Raw genomic sequence first — 21,285 nt, 5'->3', positions numbered from 1 at the left:
ACCGAGGACGGCGTACGACAGTCTGCGCCTACGGCGCGGGTTCCAGCACCACGACCGGGATCTGGCGGGTGGTCTGCTGCTCGTAGTCGGCGAAGCCCGGGTACGCGGCCTTCTGGGCGCTCCAGATCCGTTCCCGCTCGTCCCCGGCGGTGACTCTGGCGACCAGCTCGACGGTGTCCGTGCCGATCTCCGCCCGGACCCGAGGATGGGCGAGCAGGTTGTGGTACCAGTCGGGACTGGTGGGCGCGCCGGCCTTGGAGGCGAACACGGCATAACCGCCGTCCAGCTTCTGGTACATCATCGGGTTCACCCGGGGTCGGCCGCTCCTGGCACCGACGGTGTGCAACAGCAGCAGCGGGGCACCGGCGAACTGTCCACCGACCTGCCCACCCTGGGCACGGAACTCAGCGATGATCTTCTCGTTCCAGTCGCTCACGTCTACTCCTCGTACCGCCCGTCAGATCCTTGGTCAACACTATGCCGGCGGTCGCGACCGGGCACGGCGACGGGACCAGGTGCCGACGAACCCCGGCGACCTGTGCCGTTCGCGGGGAATGGCCGCTCAGGATGGCACCGGCGCGGCGACGAAAGTCCTGCGGTACGCCTGCGGCGACACCCCACTGAGCCGCTTGAACTGGACCCGGAAGTGCGCCGGTGAGGCGAAACCGACGAGGTGGGCGATCCGGTCGACGCCGTGGTCGGTGCGTTCCAGCAGTTCCTGCGCCCGGCGGATGCGCACGGCGGTGACCCACTGCATCGGGGTACGGCCGGTCTCCTCGTGGAAGCGGCGGTTGAGCGTACGCACGCTGAGCCCGGCCCGGGCCGCCACGTCGGCCAGGGTCAGCCGCTTGTCGGCGTGCGACTCCCACCATTCCAGGACCGGGCCGAGGCCCACCCCGGCGGGGTCCGCGCCGGGGCGCACGATGAACTGCGCCTGCCCGCCGTCGCGGTGCAGCGGGGCCACGGCCTGCCGGGACGCGTCGGCGGCGACCGCGGCGCCGTGGTCACGGCGTACCAGGTGCAGGCACATGTCCACGCCCGCGGTCGCCCCGGCGGAGGTGACGAACTGGCCGGTGTCGACGTACAGCACCTCCGGGTCGACCCGGACGGCCGGGAACGTCGCCTGTAACCGCTCGGCGGCGGCCCAGTGCGTGGTGGCCCGCCGGCCGTCGAGCAACCCGGCGGCGGCCAGGGTGAACGCGCCGACGCAGATCGACGCGATCCGGGTGCCGGCGGCTGCGGCGGCCCGCAGCGCGTCCCGCACCCCACCGGGCACCGGCGCGGCCGGGTCGTACCGGCCGGGCACGATGACGGTGTCGGCGTGGGCGAGCGCGTCGAGGCCTCGGTCGACGGCCAGCCGCAGCGGGCCGGCGTCGACGACCGGCTCGCTGCCGCAGACCAGCACCCGGTAGCCGGCCCGACCGCCCGGCAACCGCACCCGGCCCAGCACCTCGATCGGGGTGGCCAGGTCGAACGCGATCGTGCCCGGGAGCGCCAGCACCAGCACGGTGTGCACAGCGGCACCTCCTTCGGATCGACGGCGGGCACCCGGCAACGTGCGGGGTGGCAAGAAGCCGTCGGGCCATGGCAATCCTGCCACTGGCCGGCGGCTGCGGCGAGGCCGAGGATCGTGGACATGCTGATCCAGATCGTGTTGTTCGACGGGTTCGACCCGCTCGATGTCATCGCGCCCTTCGAGGTCCTGGCGGCCGGCGCCGACGCCGCCGGGAGTGCCCTGACGGTGGAACTCGTCTCGGTCGAAGGCCCCCGGGAGGTGGTCGGCGGCACCCGGGGCCTGACGCTGCGCGCGACCGCCCGGCTGGACCCGGCCCGGCCCGGCTACGTCGTGGTGCCCGGTGCCAGCGGACCCACCACCGGTGACCCCGACGAGGGCGTGGCGACGATTCCCGTGCTGCTGGCCCGGTTCGCCGACTCGGCGGCCGTACCGCTGCGCGCCGCCCTCGACAACCCCGACGTGACGGTGGCGGCCGTCTGCGGCGGGTCGCTCGCCCTGGCCATGGCCGGCCTGATCGAGGGTCGCCACGCGGTGACCCACCACCTCGGCATGGACGCGCTCGACGCCACCGGCGTGCGCGCGGTGCCGGCGCGGGTCGTCGACGACGGCGACCTCGTCACTTCCGGCGGCGTCACCTCCGGCCTGGACCTCGGGCTGCACCTCCTGGACCGGGAGTTCGGTCCCCGGGTCGCGCACGCCGTGGAGATCCTCTTCGCGTACGAGCGACGCGGCACCGTGTGGCGTGCCGCCGGCCACCTACCCGTCACGGTCTGAGGAGGCAACGGTGGCACATCCCGTGATCGGCACCTGGGACGTGAGCCTCAAGACCCCCATCGGCACGCTCCGCGCCACCTACGTCTTCCACGACACCGGCGGGGTGCCCGCCGGCACCGCGTCGACGGCGTCGGAGACCGTGGCGCTGACGGCACTGTCCTGTGTCGAAGACCGGGTGACCTGGCGGCAGTCGGTGACCCGGCCGATGCGCCTGCACCTCGACTTCGACGTGGTGGTGGACGGCGACACCCTGGCCGGTCACTCCCGCGCGGGCCGACTGCCCCGCACCGCGGTCACCGGCACCCGCCGCACGCCCGCTCAGGTCACCAGACCCGCCCGGTAGGTGTGGACCCCCGCCTGCACCGGTCGCGTAGGTCGAGCTCGCCCGGGTCGGCGGTCGGCGGGGTGAGACCGGGACCAGGCCCGATGATCTTCGGGGGGAGACCCGGCGGAGCGGGGGGAGAGCCGTCGGAACTCATCACGCGCCTCCTGGGTGAGATCGGCTTGAGGTGGGAGGTGGATCAGGTGGCGGGGATGCCGACGACCTCGACGTCGACGTCCTCGGCACGCAGCGCCTTCACCGCCCGGTAGAGCGCCACCTGGGCGAAGGTGAACAGCGTGCCGACGGTGACGGCCCGGCCACTGCCCAGGGCGATCGCGTAGATCACCTTGCGGGGTCGGAAGTCCGCACCGATCTCCCGGCCGTGGGGCTGCCGCCGGACCAGTTCGGCGAGCCGCTCCCGGGCGTCCGCCTCGTAACGCAGGGCGTCCACCGAGGCGGCACCCTGGGCGAAGAGGTGGCTCAGCGGGGAACTGCCGGAGGCGCGCTTGACGTGGATCAGCTCGCCATCCGGGCCGAGCAGGTCGCAGGCCTCGATGCCGCGCCGGTGCTGAGCCGTGCGGAGCAGCTTCTTGTCCAGCAGGACCAGGCGGGGGTCGCGGTCGGCGGCGGCCCGGTTGTAGGCGTCCTCGTCGGGTAGGTCGGACGTCCACGGCGGCAGGGCGGTGCCGCAGGGGCGGGCCAGGATCCCGGCGATCTCCTGGTGCAGGAACTCGCGGTGCCGGTCGCCGATCTCGTACCAGCCGCCCTCGTGTAGCAGCAGGTGGCTCGTGCCGACCGCCACCTCGGCGGTGATCCAGCGGGAGGCCGGCATCGAGACCAGTTCCTCGGTGCCACCCGCGTCGGCGCAGAGGGTGATCCGTCCCCGCTGGAGCCCGGACCACCGGTCACCGTCGGACGCCCGACGGGTGTGGGCCAGCAGGGCGGGCAGGTCCAGCTCGGGGGTGAGGGTGGCCCGGCGGCCGGACTTCGGGACCTGGATCCGGTAGGACCGGACGTCCTCGATGTCCGCGACGAGATCGCCGGGGACGGCCATCCCGAGGTGCGCCGGGTCGGGCTGGCCGAGCCGCGCGTCCAACTCGGCGGCGAGCGCGGGCAACCGGGGGTCCCGGGAGGAGACCGGCCGGATCTGGGTGACGAAGGCCAGGTCGGCCAGCGGCGACTCCTGCCGGCAGACCCGGTCGATCTCCCGCAGGTCGGCGAGCAGCGCGGCGGGCTGCACGGCGAGGTGGATGCGTAGTGCGTCGCCGCCCTCGATCCGGGTGGGCCGGCCGGTGCGACGGCACACGGTCAGGTTCGGGTTGTCGGTCGGGCCGCAGAGCTGGCCGACGATCTCGCCCCACTTGTCGATGCCGAACTTGCGGATGGGCTGGCCGGCCGGGACGAGGCTGCGGTCCACCCGTCCGCTGGTGCCGATCATCCGCCGCCGAACCTGGCGGATCTCGCTGGGCAACAGTGCGCGTACGGCGAAGGAGACCCCGAACGTGGGGTCGACCGCCCCCTGGTCGATCATGTGCCGGCCCAGCGTGCCGTAGGTGAGGGCGTACGCCTGGTCGTCGACGGCGAGCAGGAGCAACCCGCCACCGCTGCTGTGGCCGAGGTCGACCTCGCGGCCGGTGAGTCCGGTGAGGACGTCGCACCAGTCGGCGCGGGGGCGGGGCACGGTGCCGTGCACCAGCAGCGCGGGCGCTCCGGCGACCTGCCGGGTGTTGACCGGGAAGCCGCTGTCCACCAGGTACTGACGGTGGAGCGCCCGGGTCAGGCCGGCGGCGGTCGGGTCGACCCGGAGTCGGTAGACGGTCGTCAGGTAGGTCCCCGGCGGTGGTGCGGGCACCGGGTGCGCGAAGAGGGGAGGCTGGGTGTTGCCGGGTCGGCGGGAGTCGTCCCGGGCGCCGGGGCGGGGGGTCGGGCCGGTCGTCCGGTGGTGCTGGGCGTGACGCATCTTCGCGCTCCTCATCGTGGTTCAGGGTGTTGCGGGGAACATGTTCACATTATCCGTGAACACTGTCAACGAGCATGACGTTTGACGGCTGTGGCATCATGCGAAGATGCAGGAGACACCGACCGTGACGGCAGCGGAGATCGCCCGGCTCGCCGGGGTGGGCCGGGCCGCCGTCAGCAACTGGCGCAAGCGGCACCCCGACTTCCCCGCCCCGGTGGGTGGCTCCGCAGCCAGCCCCGAGTTCGACCTGATCGAGGTCGAACAGTGGCTGCGCGGCCAGGGCAAGCTGCCCGATCTCGACACCGCCGACCGGCTCTGGCGACACCTCGCGGCGGCCGGCGACTCCCCGGCCGCCGCCCTCGCCGCCGTCGGCGCGAGACTGCTCGCCCGCCACCACCCTGCCCGGGAGACCACCCCGCCTCCCACCGACCCGCAGCCCGATGCGGTGCCGCCCGCCGGCCCCTGGTCCGCCGCCATACCGTCCGCGGACTCGCTTCCTGCCGCGCTGCTGGCCGACCTCGACGCCCTCGCTGACGACCGGGGCGTGCCGGACGCCTTCGACGAGCTGTGGCAGCGGTTCTCCGGACCCGGCCCTGGCCGTCCCCTCGCCACCCCGGACGACCTGGCCGACCTGATGGTCGGGCTCGCCGCCGTGGGTGGCGGCAGTGTCCTCGACCCGGCCGTCGGCTCCGGGGCCACCCTGCGGGCCGCCGCCCGTGCCGGCTGTGCCGCCGCCTACGGGCAGGAGATCGACGCGGACCTCGCCGCGCTCGCCGGACTGTGGTTGGCCCTGCGGGACGTGCCCGGCGAGGTGCGCACCGGTGACTCGTTGCGCGCCGACGCGTTCGCCTGCCAGCCGGTCGACGCTGTCGTCTGCCACCCCCCGTTCGGGGCCACCAACTGGGGCGACGACGAGCTGGGCCACGACCCTCGCTGGATCGTCGGCACCACCCCGCGTACCGAACCGGAGCTGGCCTGGGTGCAGCACGCCCTGGCGCACCTGCGGGTCGGCGGGCACGCGGTGCTGTTGATGCCGCCCACGGTGGCCAGCCGCCGGGCCGGCAAACGCATCCGTGGCGAACTCCTGCGTCGAGGCCACCTGCGCGCGGTGATCGCGCTCCCGCCAGGGGTGGCCGCGGCGCACGGTGTACCGCTGCACCTGTGGGTGTTGCGGCGGGCCGCGACGGAGGCGTCGCCGCCGGCCCGGGTGCTGCTGGTCGACGCAGCCGGTGGCGAGCTGGCCGAGACCGCCCCCCGGGTGCTGGGCGTGTGGCGGGACTTCGACGCCATGCCGGACGCCGAGGTCGACCAGGCCGGTTTCGCCCGTACGATCCCGGTGATCGAGCTGCTCGACGAGGAGGTGGACCTGACGCCCGCGCGCCGGCAACCGGCCATCGGCAGCGAGGTTTCGGGGGCGCAGTTGACACGCACCCGGGAGCGGCTGGCCGCCGTCGTCGCCGCACTGCCGGCGCTGATACCGCCGGCCACCCCCGCACCGGACGGGGCGGCCGGGCAGTTCCTCACCGTCGGGGAACTGCTCCGGGCCGGCGCGCTGCACCTGCTCGGACCGGTGCGGGCCGGCGTATCGGAGCCGGCCCCGGACGGGCCGCCCGTGCTCACCGTCGGGGATGTGCTCGCCGGTGCGCAGGCCTCCGGCCGGATCGACGACCGGTACGGCCAGCAGATCCCCCTCGAGGTGGGGGACGTGGTGGTGCCGGTGGTCGCCCAGCAGCTCACCGCGCGGGTGGTCACCACGACGGGGACGCTGCTGGGGCGCAACCTCTATCTGTTGCGGCCCGATCCGGGGGCACTGGACCCGTGGTTCCTGGCCGGGCAGTTGCGCACGTCGGCCAACGAGAGGCAGGCGTCGAGCCTGTCCGGGACGCTGCGGTTCGACATCCGGCGGGCGTCGGTGCGTCGGCTGGGGCTGCCGGAGCAGCGGGCGTACGGCGAGGCGGCCCGGCGGCTGGACGCCTTCGAGCAGGCGCTGCGGCAGGCGGCGACGCTGGGGGCGGAACTGGTGCAGCTCACCGCGGACGGGCTGGCCCGGGGCGCGATTCGGCCGACGTGAGCGGTCCCCGCCACCCGGGGGTGACGGGGACCTGGATGCGCTGGCGTCACGACGAGATCGTCAGGTGGAACGCCCGGTCGGCGGCGACTCCCGCCGAGGTGAACGTCTGGACGAACACGCCGTTCGGCACGCCGAACCGGCCGACCACCGCGATCTCACCGCTGGGCGAGGCCCCGACGGCACCGGTCAGGCCGATGCTCCCCACATAGGCGGAGCGGGTCACGTCGTGGCTGAACACCACCTGGTACTGCCCCACGGCGACGCGGGTGGACGAAACCACCCCGAACCCGCGGTTCAGCACGCCGTTCGACGCGACCACAGCCCAGAAGAGCTGCGCGGTCGGCGGCATGCCGGCCGAGGTGGCGGGGACCAGGAGCGCGGTGGCCTCGGCGATGTCACTGGCGCTCGGGGCGGGTTGGTCGGCTTTCTTGGCGGACTCGGTGGACATGGTGCCTCCTTCGGGTGGCGCCGCAGGGGTGCGGCGGTGTGGCAGTAAAGGGGTAAATTTGGTGATCAGAAGCAACTTGCCGGTTGAATCTGATCAATGCCCCTTTATGAGGTAAACGGTAGGCACTCCAGCTCAGGTCAGGCCAGGGTTGCGGCTGTCCGATCATGGACAAGCGCCTGTTTGATCATGCTGATGAGCTGCGCAAATGTCAGTGCGCTGGGCTCGCTCTAGGTCTGTGCCGGCATCATCCATGAACACCGGCGGCGCTCATGGCGCTGACCCGTCGTTCCCGACTCGGGTGCTCCGGGCGACGACCGACGGGAGGGGCCGTCGAGTAGGCGGGCCGTCGAGTCGATAATCCGACAGCTGTCTCCAAGCGGTGGGAGCGCGGGGAGGTGACTCCGCCCGGGGAGGGCCCATCCCCCGGATCCTGACCGCCATGGACTGCCGTCATCTTTCCGATCCACCAGGCCTCCATGCCGGCGACATCCGAATAACTGCTGTTCGCAGCGGTGGAAATGCCCAAGGTTGATCATCGATGATTGATGGACGCGGCATCCGCTCGTTGGGCGTTCCACTGAGTGGAGCGGCGGTAGCGCTGTCAAGTCGTGCAATCTCCGGTCGATCTTTTCCCGCCCATCGGATGGTTCCCCGTCATGGTCGGCAAGACATACTCCACGGGCGGCATCACGCACGAAACCTTGCGAATCGGATTATCGGCGCGAGTCCCGTCGATGGGCCCAGGTGGGCTGGCCGGGCAGTCCGACTTCCTGATCGGCGACGCAGGGAGTGGTCGTCGCGTACGACGAGTGGGGGCTTTGCAGGTGACGGCGACGAAGGACTGGGTGGCGGGTCGGTTCCGGCTGCGGGGCGCGATCGGCAAGGGCAACATGGGCGAGGTCCACCGCGCCGAGGACATGGCAGCGGCCGAAGGCTCCGTCGACCGGATCGTGGCGCTGAAACTGATCCTGCGCGGCCGATCCGGGTCCGTCATCGACACCTCGCCGGACAGCAAGGCCCGGCAGCGCTTCGAACGCGAGATGCGCATCATGCGTCGGCTCGACCATCCTCGGCTGCCGCGGATCATCGCCGGAGCCGTCCAGGACGTGCCCTATATCGCGATGGAACTGCTCGACGGGGAAACCCTGCGTGACCTGGTGGCCGAGTGTCCACAGCTCCCCATTTCCTGGGTGGCGGCGATAGGGGCGCAGATCGCCGACGGGCTGGCGGCGGCGCACGGCGTCGGTGTCGACGTCGTGCACCGTGACCTCAAGCCGTCCAACGTGATGCTGCTCCGGACGGGGGCGATCAAGGTCCTCGACTTCGGCATGGGCCGGATCCTCGACGACGAAGCCGGCCGGGTGACGAGCACTGGCGTCACGGTCGGCACGGCCCGCTACATGGCACCGGAGCAGTTCCTCGCGGCGGCGGTGACCCCGGCGGCCGACCTGTATGCACTGGGCTGCGTGCTGTTCGAGCTGCTGACCGGGGTGCCGCCGTTCCTCAGCGAGTCCGCGTACGAGCTGGGTCAGAAGCACCTGCACGAGCCGGTCCCGCCGATCCGGCTGATGCGCACGGACGTGCCGACCGAGTTGGTGCGGCTGATCGGCCGCCTGCTGGCCAAGGAACCCACCGACCGGCCCGCCGGCGCGGGGACCGTCCGGGACGCGTTGCTGCCCCTCGCCACCGGCACCGAACAGGTCACCGGCTGGGAGTCCTTCGACCCGGTGCGCCACCTCGCGCGGGAGCGTGCGGCGGCCGAGGCCGGCACGTCGTCGGCCCCCGTCGAGGAGGACGAGGCAGCCGACGTCACCGGCACGGGCATGGACGTCTTCGGGGTGCACAGGAAGCTCATCGGGGACTACCGCGAGTTCACCCAGGGCGGCACGGTCATCCGCGACGACCGGATCGCGCTCTTCGTCGAGGACGATCTCAGCGCCAAGTCGCAGTGGCCCGACCCATGGGTGTCGCTCAACCCGTTCTTCGCCGCTGGCGGCTCGATTCTCGAACTCGTCAGCCAGGGCGTGCTGCACGAGGAGTGTGCCCGGATCTTCCAGGCGCGCAAGACCGAGGGCGGCACGCGCTGCGATGGCCGTCCGCTGACGCTGCACCAGCACCAGCGGGAAGCGATCGACCGGGCGCAGACGGGTGCGTCGTACGTGCTGACCACCGGCACCGGCTCCGGCAAGTCGCTGTCGTACATCGTGCCGATTGTCGACCGGGTGCTCAAGGCCCGTGAGCAGGAGGGTGGGAAGGCACCGAAGCGGGTGCGGGCGATCATCGTCTACCCGATGAACGCGCTGGCCAACAGCCAGCTCAAGGAGCTGGACAAGTTCCTCCGTGACGGCTACGGCCGCGACCGGGAACCGGTCAACTACGCCCGGTACACCGGCCAGGAGAGTGACGAGCAGCGCCGGCAGATTCGCGACAACCCGCCGGACATCCTGCTCACCAACTACGTGATGTTGGAGCTGATGCTGACCCGCCCGGACGACCGGCGGTCGCTGATCAGGATGGCCAGCGGGTTGGAGTTCCTCGTCTTCGACGAACTGCACACCTACCGGGGCCGGCAGGGTGCCGACGTGGCCCTGCTGATCCGCCGGGTCCGGGAAGCCTGCCAGGCGGAGGCGCTGCAGTGCATCGGCACCTCCGCGACGATCTCCAGCGAGGGCAGCGCCGACGACCAGCGGGAGGTCGTCGCCCGGGTGGCCAGCACCCTGTTCGGCAGTGCGGTCACCCCTGCGAACGTCATCGGGGAGACCCTGGTCCGCGCCACCGGACCCGCCCCCGACACCGTGCCGGTCGAACGGTTGCGGGCACCCGGGGCGCCCCGCGCCTATGCCGATCTGGTGAACGACCCGTTGGCCCGCTGGATCGAGAGCCACTTCGGTCTCACCACGGACGGCGGAACCCTGGTCCGGCAGAAGCCTGCCAAGATCGAGCAGGCTGCGGTGGAGTTGGCCGAGGCCAGCGGGCTCACCGTCGCCGAGTGTGCGACGGCGATCCGGGACACCCTCAAGGCCGGCTCGGAGGCGCGGCACCCGGTCACCGAGCGACCCCTGTTCGCGTTCCGGCTGCACCAGTTTCTCTCCAAGGGCGACACCGTCTACGTCACCCTGGAGGACGAACTCACCCGCCACCTCACCCGCGACTATCAGCTGGTCCTACCCGGCTCGGACGGGAAGATCCTGCTGCCACTCGCCTTCTGCCGGGAGTGTGGCCAGGAGTACCTGACGGTCTGGCGTACCACCCACAACGGCACCGTCGTCTACGAGCCCCGGCGGGACACCGTCGGCACGGGCGGCAACACCACCGACGGCTACCTCTACATCGACTCCGAGCGGCCCTGGCCGAACAGCCGCGAGGAGGCCATCGCGGACCGACGCGTTCCGGAGTCGTGGTTGGAGCCCGACGAGCACGGGCAGGAGAGCGTCCGCGCCTCCTACCGGGACCGGCTGCCGAACGCCGTCACCGTCGACCCCTACGGCTACGAGGGCCGGGGCGTGCTGCGGGCCGCGTTCATCCCGTCGCCGTTCCTGTTCTGCGCCCACTGCGGGGTGGCCTACGAGCAGGTCCGGGGGAGGGACTTCGCCAAGCTCGCCACCCTCGACCAGGAGGGGCGCTCCTCGGCGACGTCGCTGGTCTCCGCGTCCATCGTCCGCTCGCTGATGAGCGCGCCGCCCGAGGTGCTGGACCCGAAGGCACGCAAGCTGCTGACCTTCGTGGACAACCGGCAGGACGCCTCGCTCCAGGCCGGCCACTTCAACGACTTCGTGCAGATCACCCAGCTACGTGGCGCGCTCTACCAGGCAGCCCGCGACGCCGGTAAGGACGGCATCACGCACGAGGACCTGGCGACCAAGGTGACGGCGGCGCTGGGCCTGCGGGAGGCCGACTACGCCCGGGGCAACGACCTGCCGCCGTCGCTGGCGAAGGCGGCGGCCAAGACGCTGCGGGACGTGGTCGCCTTCCGGCTCTATCTCGACCTTGAGCGGGGCTGGCGGATCACCATGCCCAACCTGGAGCAGACCGGCCTGTTGGAGATCGACTACGAGGATCTCGACTGGCTGGCCGGCAACCAGGAGCGTTGGTCGAGGACCCACAAGCCACTGCTGGACGCCGATCCGGGCACCCGTCTCGACATCATGCGCGCGCTGCTCAACGAGATGCGCCGGTCGCTCGCCATCGACGTGCAGTATTTCCGTGACGACTTCGACCCGCTCCAGCGGGCCAGCGAGGAACGGCTGACCGACCCGTGGGTGCTGTCGGTCACCGACAGCCCGAAGGTCGGCACCGCCTACCCGCAGCCCTCCGGGCGGGGGATGGACCGGACCGGGCTGTTCCTCTCCGGGCGGGGCAAGTTCGGTAAGTACCTGCGCCGGGTCCACTTCGGCAGCAGCCTGAGCTTCGACGACGCGCAGCGGGTGATCGCCGAGGTGCTGGAGGTGTTGGCCGACGCCAGCGTGGTCACCAGGATCGAGGTCGCCCCGCAGCGTGCCGGCCGGTTCCGCGGCCCGGCCGGCCCGAGCAGTACCGGTTACCGGGTGTCGGCCGCCTCGCTGATCTGGCGGGCCGGCACCGGTGAGAAGGGCAGCCACGACCCGCTGACCCGCACCTTCGCCCAGGGCGAAGGCCCCCAGGTGAACGGGTTCTTCCGCAAGCTCTACCGGGAGGCCGCCGGGACGCTTGCCGGCCTCACCGCCCGCGAGCACACCGCCCAGGTCGACCCGACCGAACGGGAGAGGCGCGAGGAGTCCTTCCGCAAGGCGGAGCTCAAGCTGCTCTACTGCTCGCCCACCATGGAGTTGGGCGTCGACATCTCCGAGCTCAACGCGGTCATGATGCGCAACGTGCCGCCGACTCCGGCGAACTACGCGCAGCGCAGCGGTCGGGCCGGTCGCTCGGGACAGCCCGCGCTGGTGACCACCTACTGCGCCACCGGCAACAGCCACGACCAGTACTACTTCCGCCGCTCCGAGCGGATGGTCGCCGGTGCGGTCGCCCCGCCGCGCCTGGATTTGGCCAACGAGGACCTGGTCCGGTCGCACGTCCAGGCGATCTGGTTGGCCGAGGCGGGGCTGAAGCTCGGCCGGGCCATCCCGGAGACCGTCGACATCGCGTACGCCGAGGACTCCCGGTTGCCGAATCCGGCGCTCGCGCTGCTCGACCACATCACCGCCGCCCTGCGCGACACCCGGTCCCAGGAGCGGGCCGCCCGCGCGGCCCGCGCGGTCTTCGCCGGCCTGCTGACCGACTACGCCGAGTCGAGCTGGTGGGACGACCGGTGGATCGAGGACACCGTGCGGACCACGCCCGACCGGTTCGACGCCGCCTTCGACCGGTGGCGCGGACTGTTCAAGGCCGCGCTGGTCGACCAGGCCGAGCAGAACCGGCGGGTCCTCGACCACACCCTGTCGGAGCGGGACCGGCGGATCGCCGTGGGCCGCCGCAAGGAGGCCGAGACGCAGCTCAACCTGCTCAAGAACGAGAGCGTCGACAGCAAGTCGGTGCTGTCGGACTTCAACCCGTACCGGTACCTGGCCAGTGAGGGCTTCCTACCCGGCTATTCGTTCCCCCGGCTGCCGTTGGCCGCCTACGTCCCCACCACCGGGCGCAGGTTCGGCGACGGCGACTACCTGCAGCGTCCCCGGTTCCTGGCCATCCGCGAGTTCGGCCCCGGCGCGCTCATCTATCACGAGGGGGCGCGCTACCAGGTCACCCGCATCCAGTTGCCGCCGGACGCGGCGGGCGACGTGACCACCGGCGAGGCCAACCGGTGCGAGCAGTGCGGCTACCACCACGACGCCAAGGAGCGGGCCGACCGCTGCCAGATGTGCGACCAGCCGCTGGGGGAGAAGACGACCGGCCTGCTGCACCTGCACACCGTCTACACCACGCGCCGGGAGCGGATCTCCTCCGACGAGGAGGAGCGTCGCCGGGCCGGGTACCGGCTGGTCACGTCCTACCGGTTCCACGACCACGGCGCCCGCCCCGGCCGCCGGGACGCCCTGGTCGCCGACGCCGCCGGGGGCCTGGCGACCCTGTCGTACGGCGACTCGGCGACCGTCCGGATCACCAACGTCGGGCGGGTGCGGGCCAAGCCGGACGAGGCCGAGGGGTTCTGGCTCGACCCGGCCGACGGCCGGTGGATGAACGAGCGCGACGCCGGGGAGGCGGCCGGCGACTCCAGCGAGATGCCGCTCGTCGACGCCGACGGCAACGACAAGCGCCGCAAGAAGCGCGTCATCCCGTACGTGGAGGACCGGCGCAACATCCTGGTCGTCAAGCTCGACGAGCCGCTCGACCAGGACGTGGCGCTGTCGCTGATGTACGCGCTGGAGCGCGGCATCGAGGCCGCCTTCGAGCTTGAGGACTCGGAGCTGACCACCGAGTTGCTGCCGCCGAACGACGGGCCACGGGAGCGGATGCTGTTCACCGAGGCGGCCGAGGGCGGGGCGGGGGTGCTGCGGCTGATGCAGGCCGACCCGCAGGCGCTGCGCCGGGCAGCCGCCGAGGCGCTGGCCATCTGCCACTTCGCCCCCGACGGCACCGACCTCAAGGGACCGCACCCCGACCGCCCCTGCGCGATGGGCTGCTACGAGTGCCTGCTCACCTATGGCAACCAGCTCAACCACCGGTTCATCGACCGGCACGGCGTGCGGGACCTACTGCTGCGTTTCGCCGCCGCGAAGGCCGCCCCCACCGGCCAGGGCGAGTCGCGCACCGAGCAGCTCGCCCGGTTGACCGCCCGGTCGGACACCGCGCTGGAGGCCAAGCTGATCACCTGGCTCAAGCAGCGTGGCCTGCGGCTGCCCGACGAGGCGCAGACCCTGGTCACCGAGGCGCTGGCCCAACCCGACTACGTCTACCGGCTGCCCGGCGCGACAGTCGCGGTCTTCGTCGACGGCCCGGTGCACGAGCACGACGCGGTCGCCCAGCGTGACCGGGAGGCCGAGGAACGGCTCCGCGACGCCGGCTGGGACGTGATCCGGTTCCCGTACGACGCCGACTGGGCCGCCATCGCCGACCAGCACCGGTACTGCTTCGGCACCAGCGCCACCCGCTGACCCCACCCACCCCCCCGATGTGAACAAGCGACCTCTCCTGTCGCCCCACGCGCAGGAGGGGGACCTTCCCGACACCGCAGACTGTGCGAGGACCCCTTCATGACCACCCCCTTCAGCGCCGGCACGTTGGTCTCCGCCCGGGGCCGCGACTGGGTCGTACTGCCGGAGAGCGCACCCGACATGCTCGTGTTGCGCCCCCTGGGCGGTGCGGACGACGACGTCGCGGCGGTCTTCCCCGCCTTCGAGCGGGTCACCGGCGCGCGGTTCGCCGACCCGTCGCCGGCCGACCTGGGTGACGCCCAGGCCGCCGGCCTGCTGCGTTCCGCGTTGCGGATCGGGTTCCGCTCCGGTGCCGGCCCGTTCCGGTCCCTCGCCGGCATCGCCGTCGAGCCGCGCGCCTATCAGCTCGTGCCGTTGATGATGGCGCTGCGGCAGAGGACCGTCCGGATACTGATCTCGGACGATGTGGGCATCGGCAAGACCGTCGAGGCGGGCCTGATCGCCACCGAGCTGCTCGCCCAGGGCAGCGCCCGCCGGCTCGCCGTGCTCTGCTCACCCGCGCTGGCCGAGCAGTGGCAGGGGGAGCTGCGCAGCAAGTTCGGCATCGACGCCGAGCTGGTCCTCGCCTCCACGGTGTCCCGGTTGGAACGCGCCCTGGACCTGGGCCAGTCGTTGTTCGACCGGCACCCGTACGTGATCGTCTCCACCGACTTCATCAAGTCGACCCGGCACCGCGACGACTTCGTCCGGCACTGCCCCGACGTGGTCATCGTCGACGAGGCGCACACCTGTGTGGCGGCCGACGACAACACCTCCGCCCAGAACCAGCTCCGCTTCGAACTGCTCCAGCGGGTCGCCGCCGACCCCGAGCGGCACCTGCTGCTGGTGACCGCCACCCCGCACAGCGGCAAGGAGGGCTCCTTCCGCAACCTGCTCGGCCTGGTCAGGCCGGAACTCGCCGCCGTCGACCTGAGCTCCGACGCGGGCCGCCGGGCACTGGCCCCCTACTTCGTGCACCGCAAGCGCGCCGACGTGCGGCAATATCTCACCCGGGACGACGGGCTGGCCGACGACAGTCTCGCCGAGACGACGTCGTTCCCGGCCGACCGGCACTTCAAGGACGAGACGTACAAGTTGTCCCCGGCCTACCGGGCGCTGCTCGACGACGCCATCGCGTACGCCAGTGAGCGGGTGACCGCCGCGGACCGGCAGGGGCGGCGGGAGGCCCGGATCGCCTGGTGGTCGGCGATCGCGCTGCTGCGGTCGCTGGTGTCGTCGCCGCGTGCCGCCGCGCAGACCCTGCGTACCCGGTCGGCGACCGTGGCGGCCGGCAGCGCCGAGGAGGCCGACCGGCTCGGCGCTCCGCTGACCAGCGACTCTTCGGACAACGACGCTCTCGAAGGGCTCGACGTCGCCCCCGGCGCGGCGACCGGCGGTGTGGACCCGGCCGGCGGCGGCGACCGCGCGGGAGCGCGGCTGGCCGAGTTGGCCGAGCAGGCGGCGAAGCTGGAGGGGCCGACCGAGGACCGCAAGCTCGCCGCCCTGGTCACCCACCTGAAGGCGCTGCTCAAGGACGGTTATCACCCGATCGTCTTCTGCCGTTACATCCCCACTGCCGAGTATGTCGCCGAGCACCTCGACGGCAAGCTCGGCAAGAAGACTGTGGTGCACGCGGTCACCGGCACGCTCTCCCCGCAGCAGCGCATCGACCGCATCGAGAAGCTCGCCGTGGCGGCGGGCGACGACCAGGCCGCCCGCCGGGTGCTGGTCGCCACCGACTGCCTCTCCGAGGGGGTGAACCTGCAACACCATTTTGATGCCGTCGTCCACTATGACCTGGCCTGGAACCCCACCCGCCACGATCAACGGGAGGGCCGGGTGGACCGGTTCGGCCAGAAACGCACCGTCGTCAAGGTCATCACCCTCTACGGCGGTGACAACGGCATCGACGGCAAGGTCCTCGACGTCCTGATCAGGAAACACCGGCAGATCCGCAAGGACCTCGGTGTCTCCGTGTCGGTGCCCGACGAGGCATCGTCGGGGGTGACCGACGCGATCGTCGAGTGGGTGCTGCTGCGCGGCCAGCAGGTCGAACGCGGCGAGCAGGGCAGCCTCTTCGACGCCGACGAATACCGCGCCATCGACCGTAGGGCCGCCACCCTGGCCGCCGACTGGCAGTCGGCCGCCGAGCGGGAGAAGACGTCCCGGTCGCGGTTCGCCCAGCACACCATCCGGCCGGAGGAGGTGGCCCGCGAGGTCGCCGCCGTCCGCGACACTCTCGGCCGCGCGGGGGAGATCCGATCCTTCGTACGCCAGTCGTTGCGGGCGCTCGACGGGGTGCTGCGCGACGACCCGGCGCGACCGGGCGACTTCACCGCGGATGTCAGCGGCACCCCCGCCGGCCTGCGTGACGCCCTGGCCCCGGTGCTCGGCGGTGACGTGGTCGAACTCGGCCGACCGGTCCCGTTCCGCAGCATGGCCGCCGTCGACCGGGGTGAGGCCGCACTGGTGCGCACCGACCCGGCGGTGGTGGCACTCGCCGGGTACGTCCTCAACGCCGCCCTCGACGAGCAGGCCACCGGCCCCCGCCCGGCCCGGCGCTGTGGCGTCATCCGGACCCGGGCGGTCACCGGTCGTACCACGCTGCTGGTGGTCCGCTACCGGTTCCACCTCACCCTGCCGTCGCGCACCGGCACCCGGCAACTCGTCGCCGAGGACGCCCGGCTGCTCGCCTTCGCCGGTGCACCCGCCAACGCCCGCTGGCTGCCCCCCGACGACGCCCTGGCGCTGCTCGACGCCACCGCCGACGCCAACACCGACCCCGGCTTCGGCGAACGCACCATGCGGCAGATCCTCGACGACCTGCCCGCCGTCGCCGACCACCTCAAGGGGTACGGCGAGGAGTTGGCCGCCGAACTGCTCGCCTCGCACCGCCGGGTGCGCAGCGCCTCCGGCGAGATCGTCCGTGGCCTCACCGTCACCGCCCAGGACGGCGCCGACGTGCTCGGTGCCTACGTCTATCTGCCCGCCCCCACCGCCGGAGCCGTCGCCTGATGTCTGCCACCGCCCGCAACCAGGTCTTCACCGCCGTACACACGATTGGTGGGTTGCTGCCCGCCGACATGCTGGTGCGGATCGCCGAGGGTAAGGACGTCACCGGCACCAAGCCGGCCGACTACCGGGTGGTGGGCGCGCGGTCGGTGCGCGACGACGCCGAACGGCACTGGGAATGGCTCAAGTCGGTGTGGAAGGACCTGCGTGGCACACTGCCCGCCGCCCCGGAGGCCGACACTCCCGCCGACCCGACCGGCCGGGCCGTCACCCAGTGGCTGGCACCACTGTTCGACGCGTTCGGCTTCGGTGCGCTCACCCCCATCGGGGCCACCGGCATCACCTCCGACGACGGCGGCAAGACCTTCCCGATCAGCCACCGCTGGCAGCACGTCCCGATCCACCTGGCCCCCTGGAACGCCACCCTCGACAAGCGCCCGGCCGGCGGCGGCACCGTCCCGCCGCAGTCGCTGGTGCAGGAGTGCCTGAACCGCTCCGACGTCCACCTGTGGGGGGTGCTCACCAACGGCCGGCAACTGCGGCTGCTGCGTGACTCCAACGCCCTGGCCACCGCCGCCTACGTCGAATTCGACCTGGAGGCCATCTTTGACGGCGAGCTGTTCAGCGAATTCGTGCTGCTCTACCGGCTGCTGCACGTCTCCCGCTTCGCGGTGGAAGAGGGGGCCGCCCCGTCGACCTGCTGGCTGGAGAAGTGGCGCGCGGAAGCGATCACCTCCGGCGTACGCGCCCTGGAACAGCTCCGCAGGGGCGTCCAGGAGGCGATCACCACCCTCGGCACCGGATTCCTGCGCTACCCCGACAACCAGCGGCTGCGCGAGGACCTCGATGTCCAGGAGTTCCACAACGCCCTGCTGCGCCTGGTCTACCGGCTGTTGTTCCTCTTCGTCGCCGAGGACCGCGACGCCCTGCACCCGCCGGGCACCAGCGAGGAAACCCGCGAGCGGTACGAACGGTACTTCTCCTCGGCACGGCTGCGCGCCCACTCCCGACGCCGCCGGGGCACCGCCCACGCCGACCTCTACCAGGCGCTGCGGATCGTCCTCGACGGTCTGGGCGACGTGCACGGTCGCCCCGAAATCGGCCTGCCCGGCCTCGGCGGCATCTTCGACGACCGGGCGGCGGACGCCCCGTTGCGCGGCCTGTCGCTGGCCAACGAATACCTGCTGACCGCCGTACGCCACCTGTGCCAGGTGCGCGACACCGGCTCGCGGCGCTGGCGGTCGGTCGACTACCGGCACCTGGACGCCGAGGAGCTGGGCTCGATCTACGAATCCCTGTTGGAACTGGTGCCCAGGCACAGCGCGGTCGACCGCAGCTTCGAGCTGGTCGAACTTCCCGGTAACACCCGCAAGACGACTGGCTCCTACTACACCCCGTCGTCGCTGATCGAATGCCTGCTGGACTCGGCGCTCGACCCGGTGATCGACGACGCGGTCAAGCGCGGCGAGGTAGCGGCCACCGCCGCTGGCCAACCCGACCCGTCCGACACGATCGTCAACGAACTGCTGTCACTCACCGTCTGTGACCCGGCCTGCGGCTCCGGCCACTTCCTGGTCGCGGCGGCCCGCCGGATCGGCAAGCGGGTCGCGGCAGTACGCGAACGCAACCCCGAACCCACCCTCGACGCGGTCCGCACCGCTTTGCACGAGGTCATCGCCCGCTGCATCTACGGCGTCGACCTCAACCCGATGGCCGTCGAGTTGGCCAAGGTGTCGCTGTGGCTGGAAGCCCTCGAACCGGGCAAGCCGCTGAGCTTCCTCGACGCCCACATCAAGCACGGCAACGCGCTGATCGGAGCTACTCCCGCACTGCTCAAGCGCGGCATCCCCGACGAGGCGTTCAAGCCCATCGAGGGCGACGACAAGAAGCACGCCAAGAACCTGGAAAAGCAGAACGCCAAGGAACGGGTGGGGCAGGGCAGTCTGTTCGACCTGGACCAAGGGACCAAGGTCGCCAACACCGCTTTCGCGCAAGGGCTGCGCCGCATCGCGGACGCACCATCCGACGACCTCGGCGACGTGCGTCAGCAGGAGTCCGCCTACCGGGCCTGGGAGAAGTCTGCCGAATATGTGCGCGCCCTGCACGTCGCGGACGCCTGGTGTGCGGCGTTCATGTGGCGGAAGACGGCAGATGCTCCAACCGCCGTCACGTACAAGGTTCTCCGTGCCTTGGAGAATCCGGAAGCTGCCGCCGCCTCGCAGGCGACCCATCACGAGATCGTGCGTCTGCGGGAGCAGTACCGATTCTTCCACTGGCACTTGGAGTTCCCGGAGATCTTCAAAGTGTCACAGTCTGGCGGAGCCACCGATCCGGTGACTGGCTGGGCCTGTGGTTTCGATTGTCTACTTGGCAATCCGCCGTGGGATCAAGTCCAAGTTGATGGTAGAGAGTTCTTTGCCATACGTCGTTCGGACATCGCTGAGGCACTTAACCTGGCGGCTCGAAATCGGATGATTCGGAAGCTTGAGGGGGAAGATCCGGAGCTCTTCGCGGCCTTCGTTGACGAAAAGCGGAAGAACGATGGTTTCAAGCATTTCGTACACTCCTCAGCGCGATTTCCTCTGACTGCTTATGGCCGCCTGAACACGTATTCACTATTTGCTGAGCATATTCGATCGATTACTAAGCCGAGTGGGCACTCAGGGCAAGTTGTGCCTTCGGGGATCGCGACAGATTCTTTCAATCAGCACTTCTTCAACGATCTAGTGATCAGTGAATCGATTTCAGCTTTCTATGATTTCGAGAATCGGGACGGACTGTTCCCTGCCGTTCATTCAGGTATGAAATTTGCTGTACTATCCCTTGCTCGCGGTGGCTCGGCCGCAAAATTTGCCTTCTTTCTGCGTGATCCGGCTGAACTTGGCGATGCTGACAGGGTTTTTACCCTCACCCGAGATGAGATCGGTCTCCTCAACCCAAACAGCGGAACATGCCCGATCTTCCGCTCACGTCGTGATGCGGAGATCAATCTTGGGGTCTACCGTAAGACGCCAATCTTCATCCGGGATGCAGCTTCTGCTGGGGCAGGAGGGAATCCATGGGGTGTCAAGTTGCAGCTGATGTTCATGATGAGTTCCGTGTCTGAGATCTTTGCGGATGCCGAATCTCTTCGCCTCGCTGGCGCAACGCTGCGCGGCAATAACTACGTTTCCCGTAGCGCAACACATCTCCCGCTTTATGAGGCAAAGATGGTTGGGTCGTACGATCATCGAGCGGCCGATGTCAAAAAGAGCGATACCGCTGCTGTTCGACAGAACCAGCCGAGTTATCTCAGTCCGGCAGAGCATGAGGACCCGAACCGGATGGCAATCCCGATGTCTTGGGTTTCGGAGCACGAGGTGGTCAAGCGTATTGGAAATTCCCGATGGCTTGCGGCCTTCTGTGATGTTACCAGCCCCACCAATGAACGAACAGTTATTGCATCAATGGTGCCTCGCGTAGCTGCTGGGGATACCCTGCCTGTCATGATCTGCAAAGACAGCCACCTGCTGGTCAGCAACTTCAATTCCTTCGCCTTCGATTACCTCGCGCGGCAGAAGGTTGCTGGCCTGCATCTGCGGTTTACTTACGTCAAGCAGCTTCCAGTCATCGATCCAGCGGTGGCTTCAGTCCACCGTGAGTTTATTGAAGCGCGCGTTCTTGAACTCACGTACACGGCATATGACATGACGTCGTTTGCCTCCGGCATCGGTGACACAGGTAGTCCGTTTGTCTGGAACGAACAGAGACGGAGGGTAATGCGTGCCGAACTCGATGCTTTGTATTTCCATCTGTACGGCATTTCGCGGGACGATGTCAATTACATCATGGAAGCCTTCCCCATCGTCAAGCGCAAGGACGAAGTTAAGTGCGGAACCTATCGCACCAAGGAGTTGGTTCTTATCGAGTACGATCGCATGGCTGATGCTGGCGTCAGTCTAAGTAACCCGCTCGTCGAGGGGAAGAGCTATACCTCGACGCTCACGCCGGCCCCCGGATTCGGGCCGCGCCACACGGACCTTGCCAGCGTGTTGAAGGATTACTGACGTAACAAAAGAACTGCAAGGGAATATCCT

Annotated in this window: 10 protein-coding genes; 6 read left to right on the top strand and 4 right to left on the bottom strand. The window is 70.2% G+C overall.

Translation table 11 applies throughout. The features are described 5' to 3' along the window. Positions 1 to 28: 28 nt before the first annotated feature. Both GA0070216_RS06945 and GA0070216_RS06940 read right to left on the bottom strand, forming a co-directional pair. Positions 29 to 436 (bottom strand): nitroreductase family deazaflavin-dependent oxidoreductase, encoded by a 408-nt coding sequence (locus GA0070216_RS06945; protein WP_091240675.1) that lies wholly within the window; start codon positions 434 to 436, stop codon positions 29 to 31. A 126-nt stretch (positions 437 to 562) separates the two neighbouring features. Continuing rightward, positions 563 to 1,516 carry a GlxA family transcriptional regulator gene (locus tag GA0070216_RS06940; RefSeq protein ID WP_091240672.1) on the bottom strand — a complete coding sequence of 318 codons (954 nt, stop codon included), beginning with the start codon at positions 1,514 to 1,516 and terminating at the stop codon, positions 563 to 565. A 120-nt stretch (positions 1,517 to 1,636) separates the two neighbouring features. Between GA0070216_RS06940 and GA0070216_RS06935 the strand changes: the two genes are divergently transcribed. Both GA0070216_RS06935 and GA0070216_RS06930 read left to right on the top strand, forming a co-directional pair. Continuing rightward, positions 1,637 to 2,290 carry a DJ-1/PfpI family protein gene (locus GA0070216_RS06935; RefSeq protein ID WP_091240669.1) on the top strand — a complete coding sequence of 218 codons (654 nt, stop codon included), beginning with the start codon at positions 1,637 to 1,639 and terminating at the stop codon, positions 2,288 to 2,290. A 10-nt stretch (positions 2,291 to 2,300) separates the two neighbouring features. Further along, a complete protein-coding gene (locus tag GA0070216_RS06930) occupies positions 2,301 to 2,633 on the top strand; it encodes a hypothetical protein (RefSeq protein ID WP_176738861.1) in 333 nt (110 codons plus the stop codon). Between the two features lie 178 nt (positions 2,634 to 2,811). On the opposite strand, the gene GA0070216_RS06925 is transcribed toward GA0070216_RS06930, so the two are convergent. Beyond that, the gene (locus GA0070216_RS06925; protein ID WP_176738860.1) at positions 2,812 to 4,572 is read right to left on the bottom strand and encodes a DUF6119 family protein; all 1,761 of its coding nucleotides are present in this window, start codon (positions 4,570 to 4,572) and stop codon (positions 2,812 to 2,814) included. A 106-nt stretch (positions 4,573 to 4,678) separates the two neighbouring features. On the opposite strand from GA0070216_RS06925, the gene GA0070216_RS06920 reads away from it, so the two are divergent. Continuing rightward, positions 4,679 to 6,643 (top strand): N-6 DNA methylase, encoded by a 1,965-nt coding sequence (locus GA0070216_RS06920; protein ID WP_091240659.1) that lies wholly within the window; start codon positions 4,679 to 4,681, stop codon positions 6,641 to 6,643. 46 nt (positions 6,644 to 6,689) lie between these two features. Here GA0070216_RS06920 and GA0070216_RS06915 read toward each other — a convergent pair whose 3' ends face one another. After that, on the bottom strand, positions 6,690 to 7,091 hold the full coding sequence (locus GA0070216_RS06915; protein ID WP_091240656.1) for a hypothetical protein: 402 nt from the start codon (positions 7,089 to 7,091) through the stop codon (positions 6,690 to 6,692). 824 nt (positions 7,092 to 7,915) lie between these two features. Between GA0070216_RS06915 and GA0070216_RS06910 the strand changes: the two genes are divergently transcribed. From GA0070216_RS06910 to GA0070216_RS06900, 3 genes are all read left to right on the top strand, one after another. Continuing rightward, positions 7,916 to 14,158: a protein kinase domain-containing protein gene (locus GA0070216_RS06910; protein ID WP_218108142.1), complete on the top strand. Its 6,243-nt coding sequence runs from the start codon at positions 7,916 to 7,918 to the stop codon at positions 14,156 to 14,158. A 99-nt stretch (positions 14,159 to 14,257) separates the two neighbouring features. Further along, the gene (locus tag GA0070216_RS06905; RefSeq protein ID WP_091240649.1) at positions 14,258 to 17,212 is read left to right on the top strand and encodes a DEAD/DEAH box helicase; all 2,955 of its coding nucleotides are present in this window, start codon (positions 14,258 to 14,260) and stop codon (positions 17,210 to 17,212) included. Beyond that, positions 17,212 to 21,255, top strand: coding sequence for an Eco57I restriction-modification methylase domain-containing protein (locus GA0070216_RS06900; protein WP_091240646.1), 4,044 nt, complete (start codon positions 17,212 to 17,214; stop codon positions 21,253 to 21,255). The genes GA0070216_RS06905 and GA0070216_RS06900 overlap by 1 nt, the downstream gene beginning before the upstream one ends. Positions 21,256 to 21,285 lie beyond the last annotated feature (30 nt).

Origin of the sequence: Micromonospora matsumotoense, assembly GCF_900091525.1 — a bacterium.
GTDB lineage: Bacteria > Actinomycetota > Actinomycetes > Mycobacteriales > Micromonosporaceae > Micromonospora > Micromonospora matsumotoensis.
Note: the sequence above shows the minus strand (reverse complement) of the source record. Positions and strands in the feature narration are given on the sequence as shown.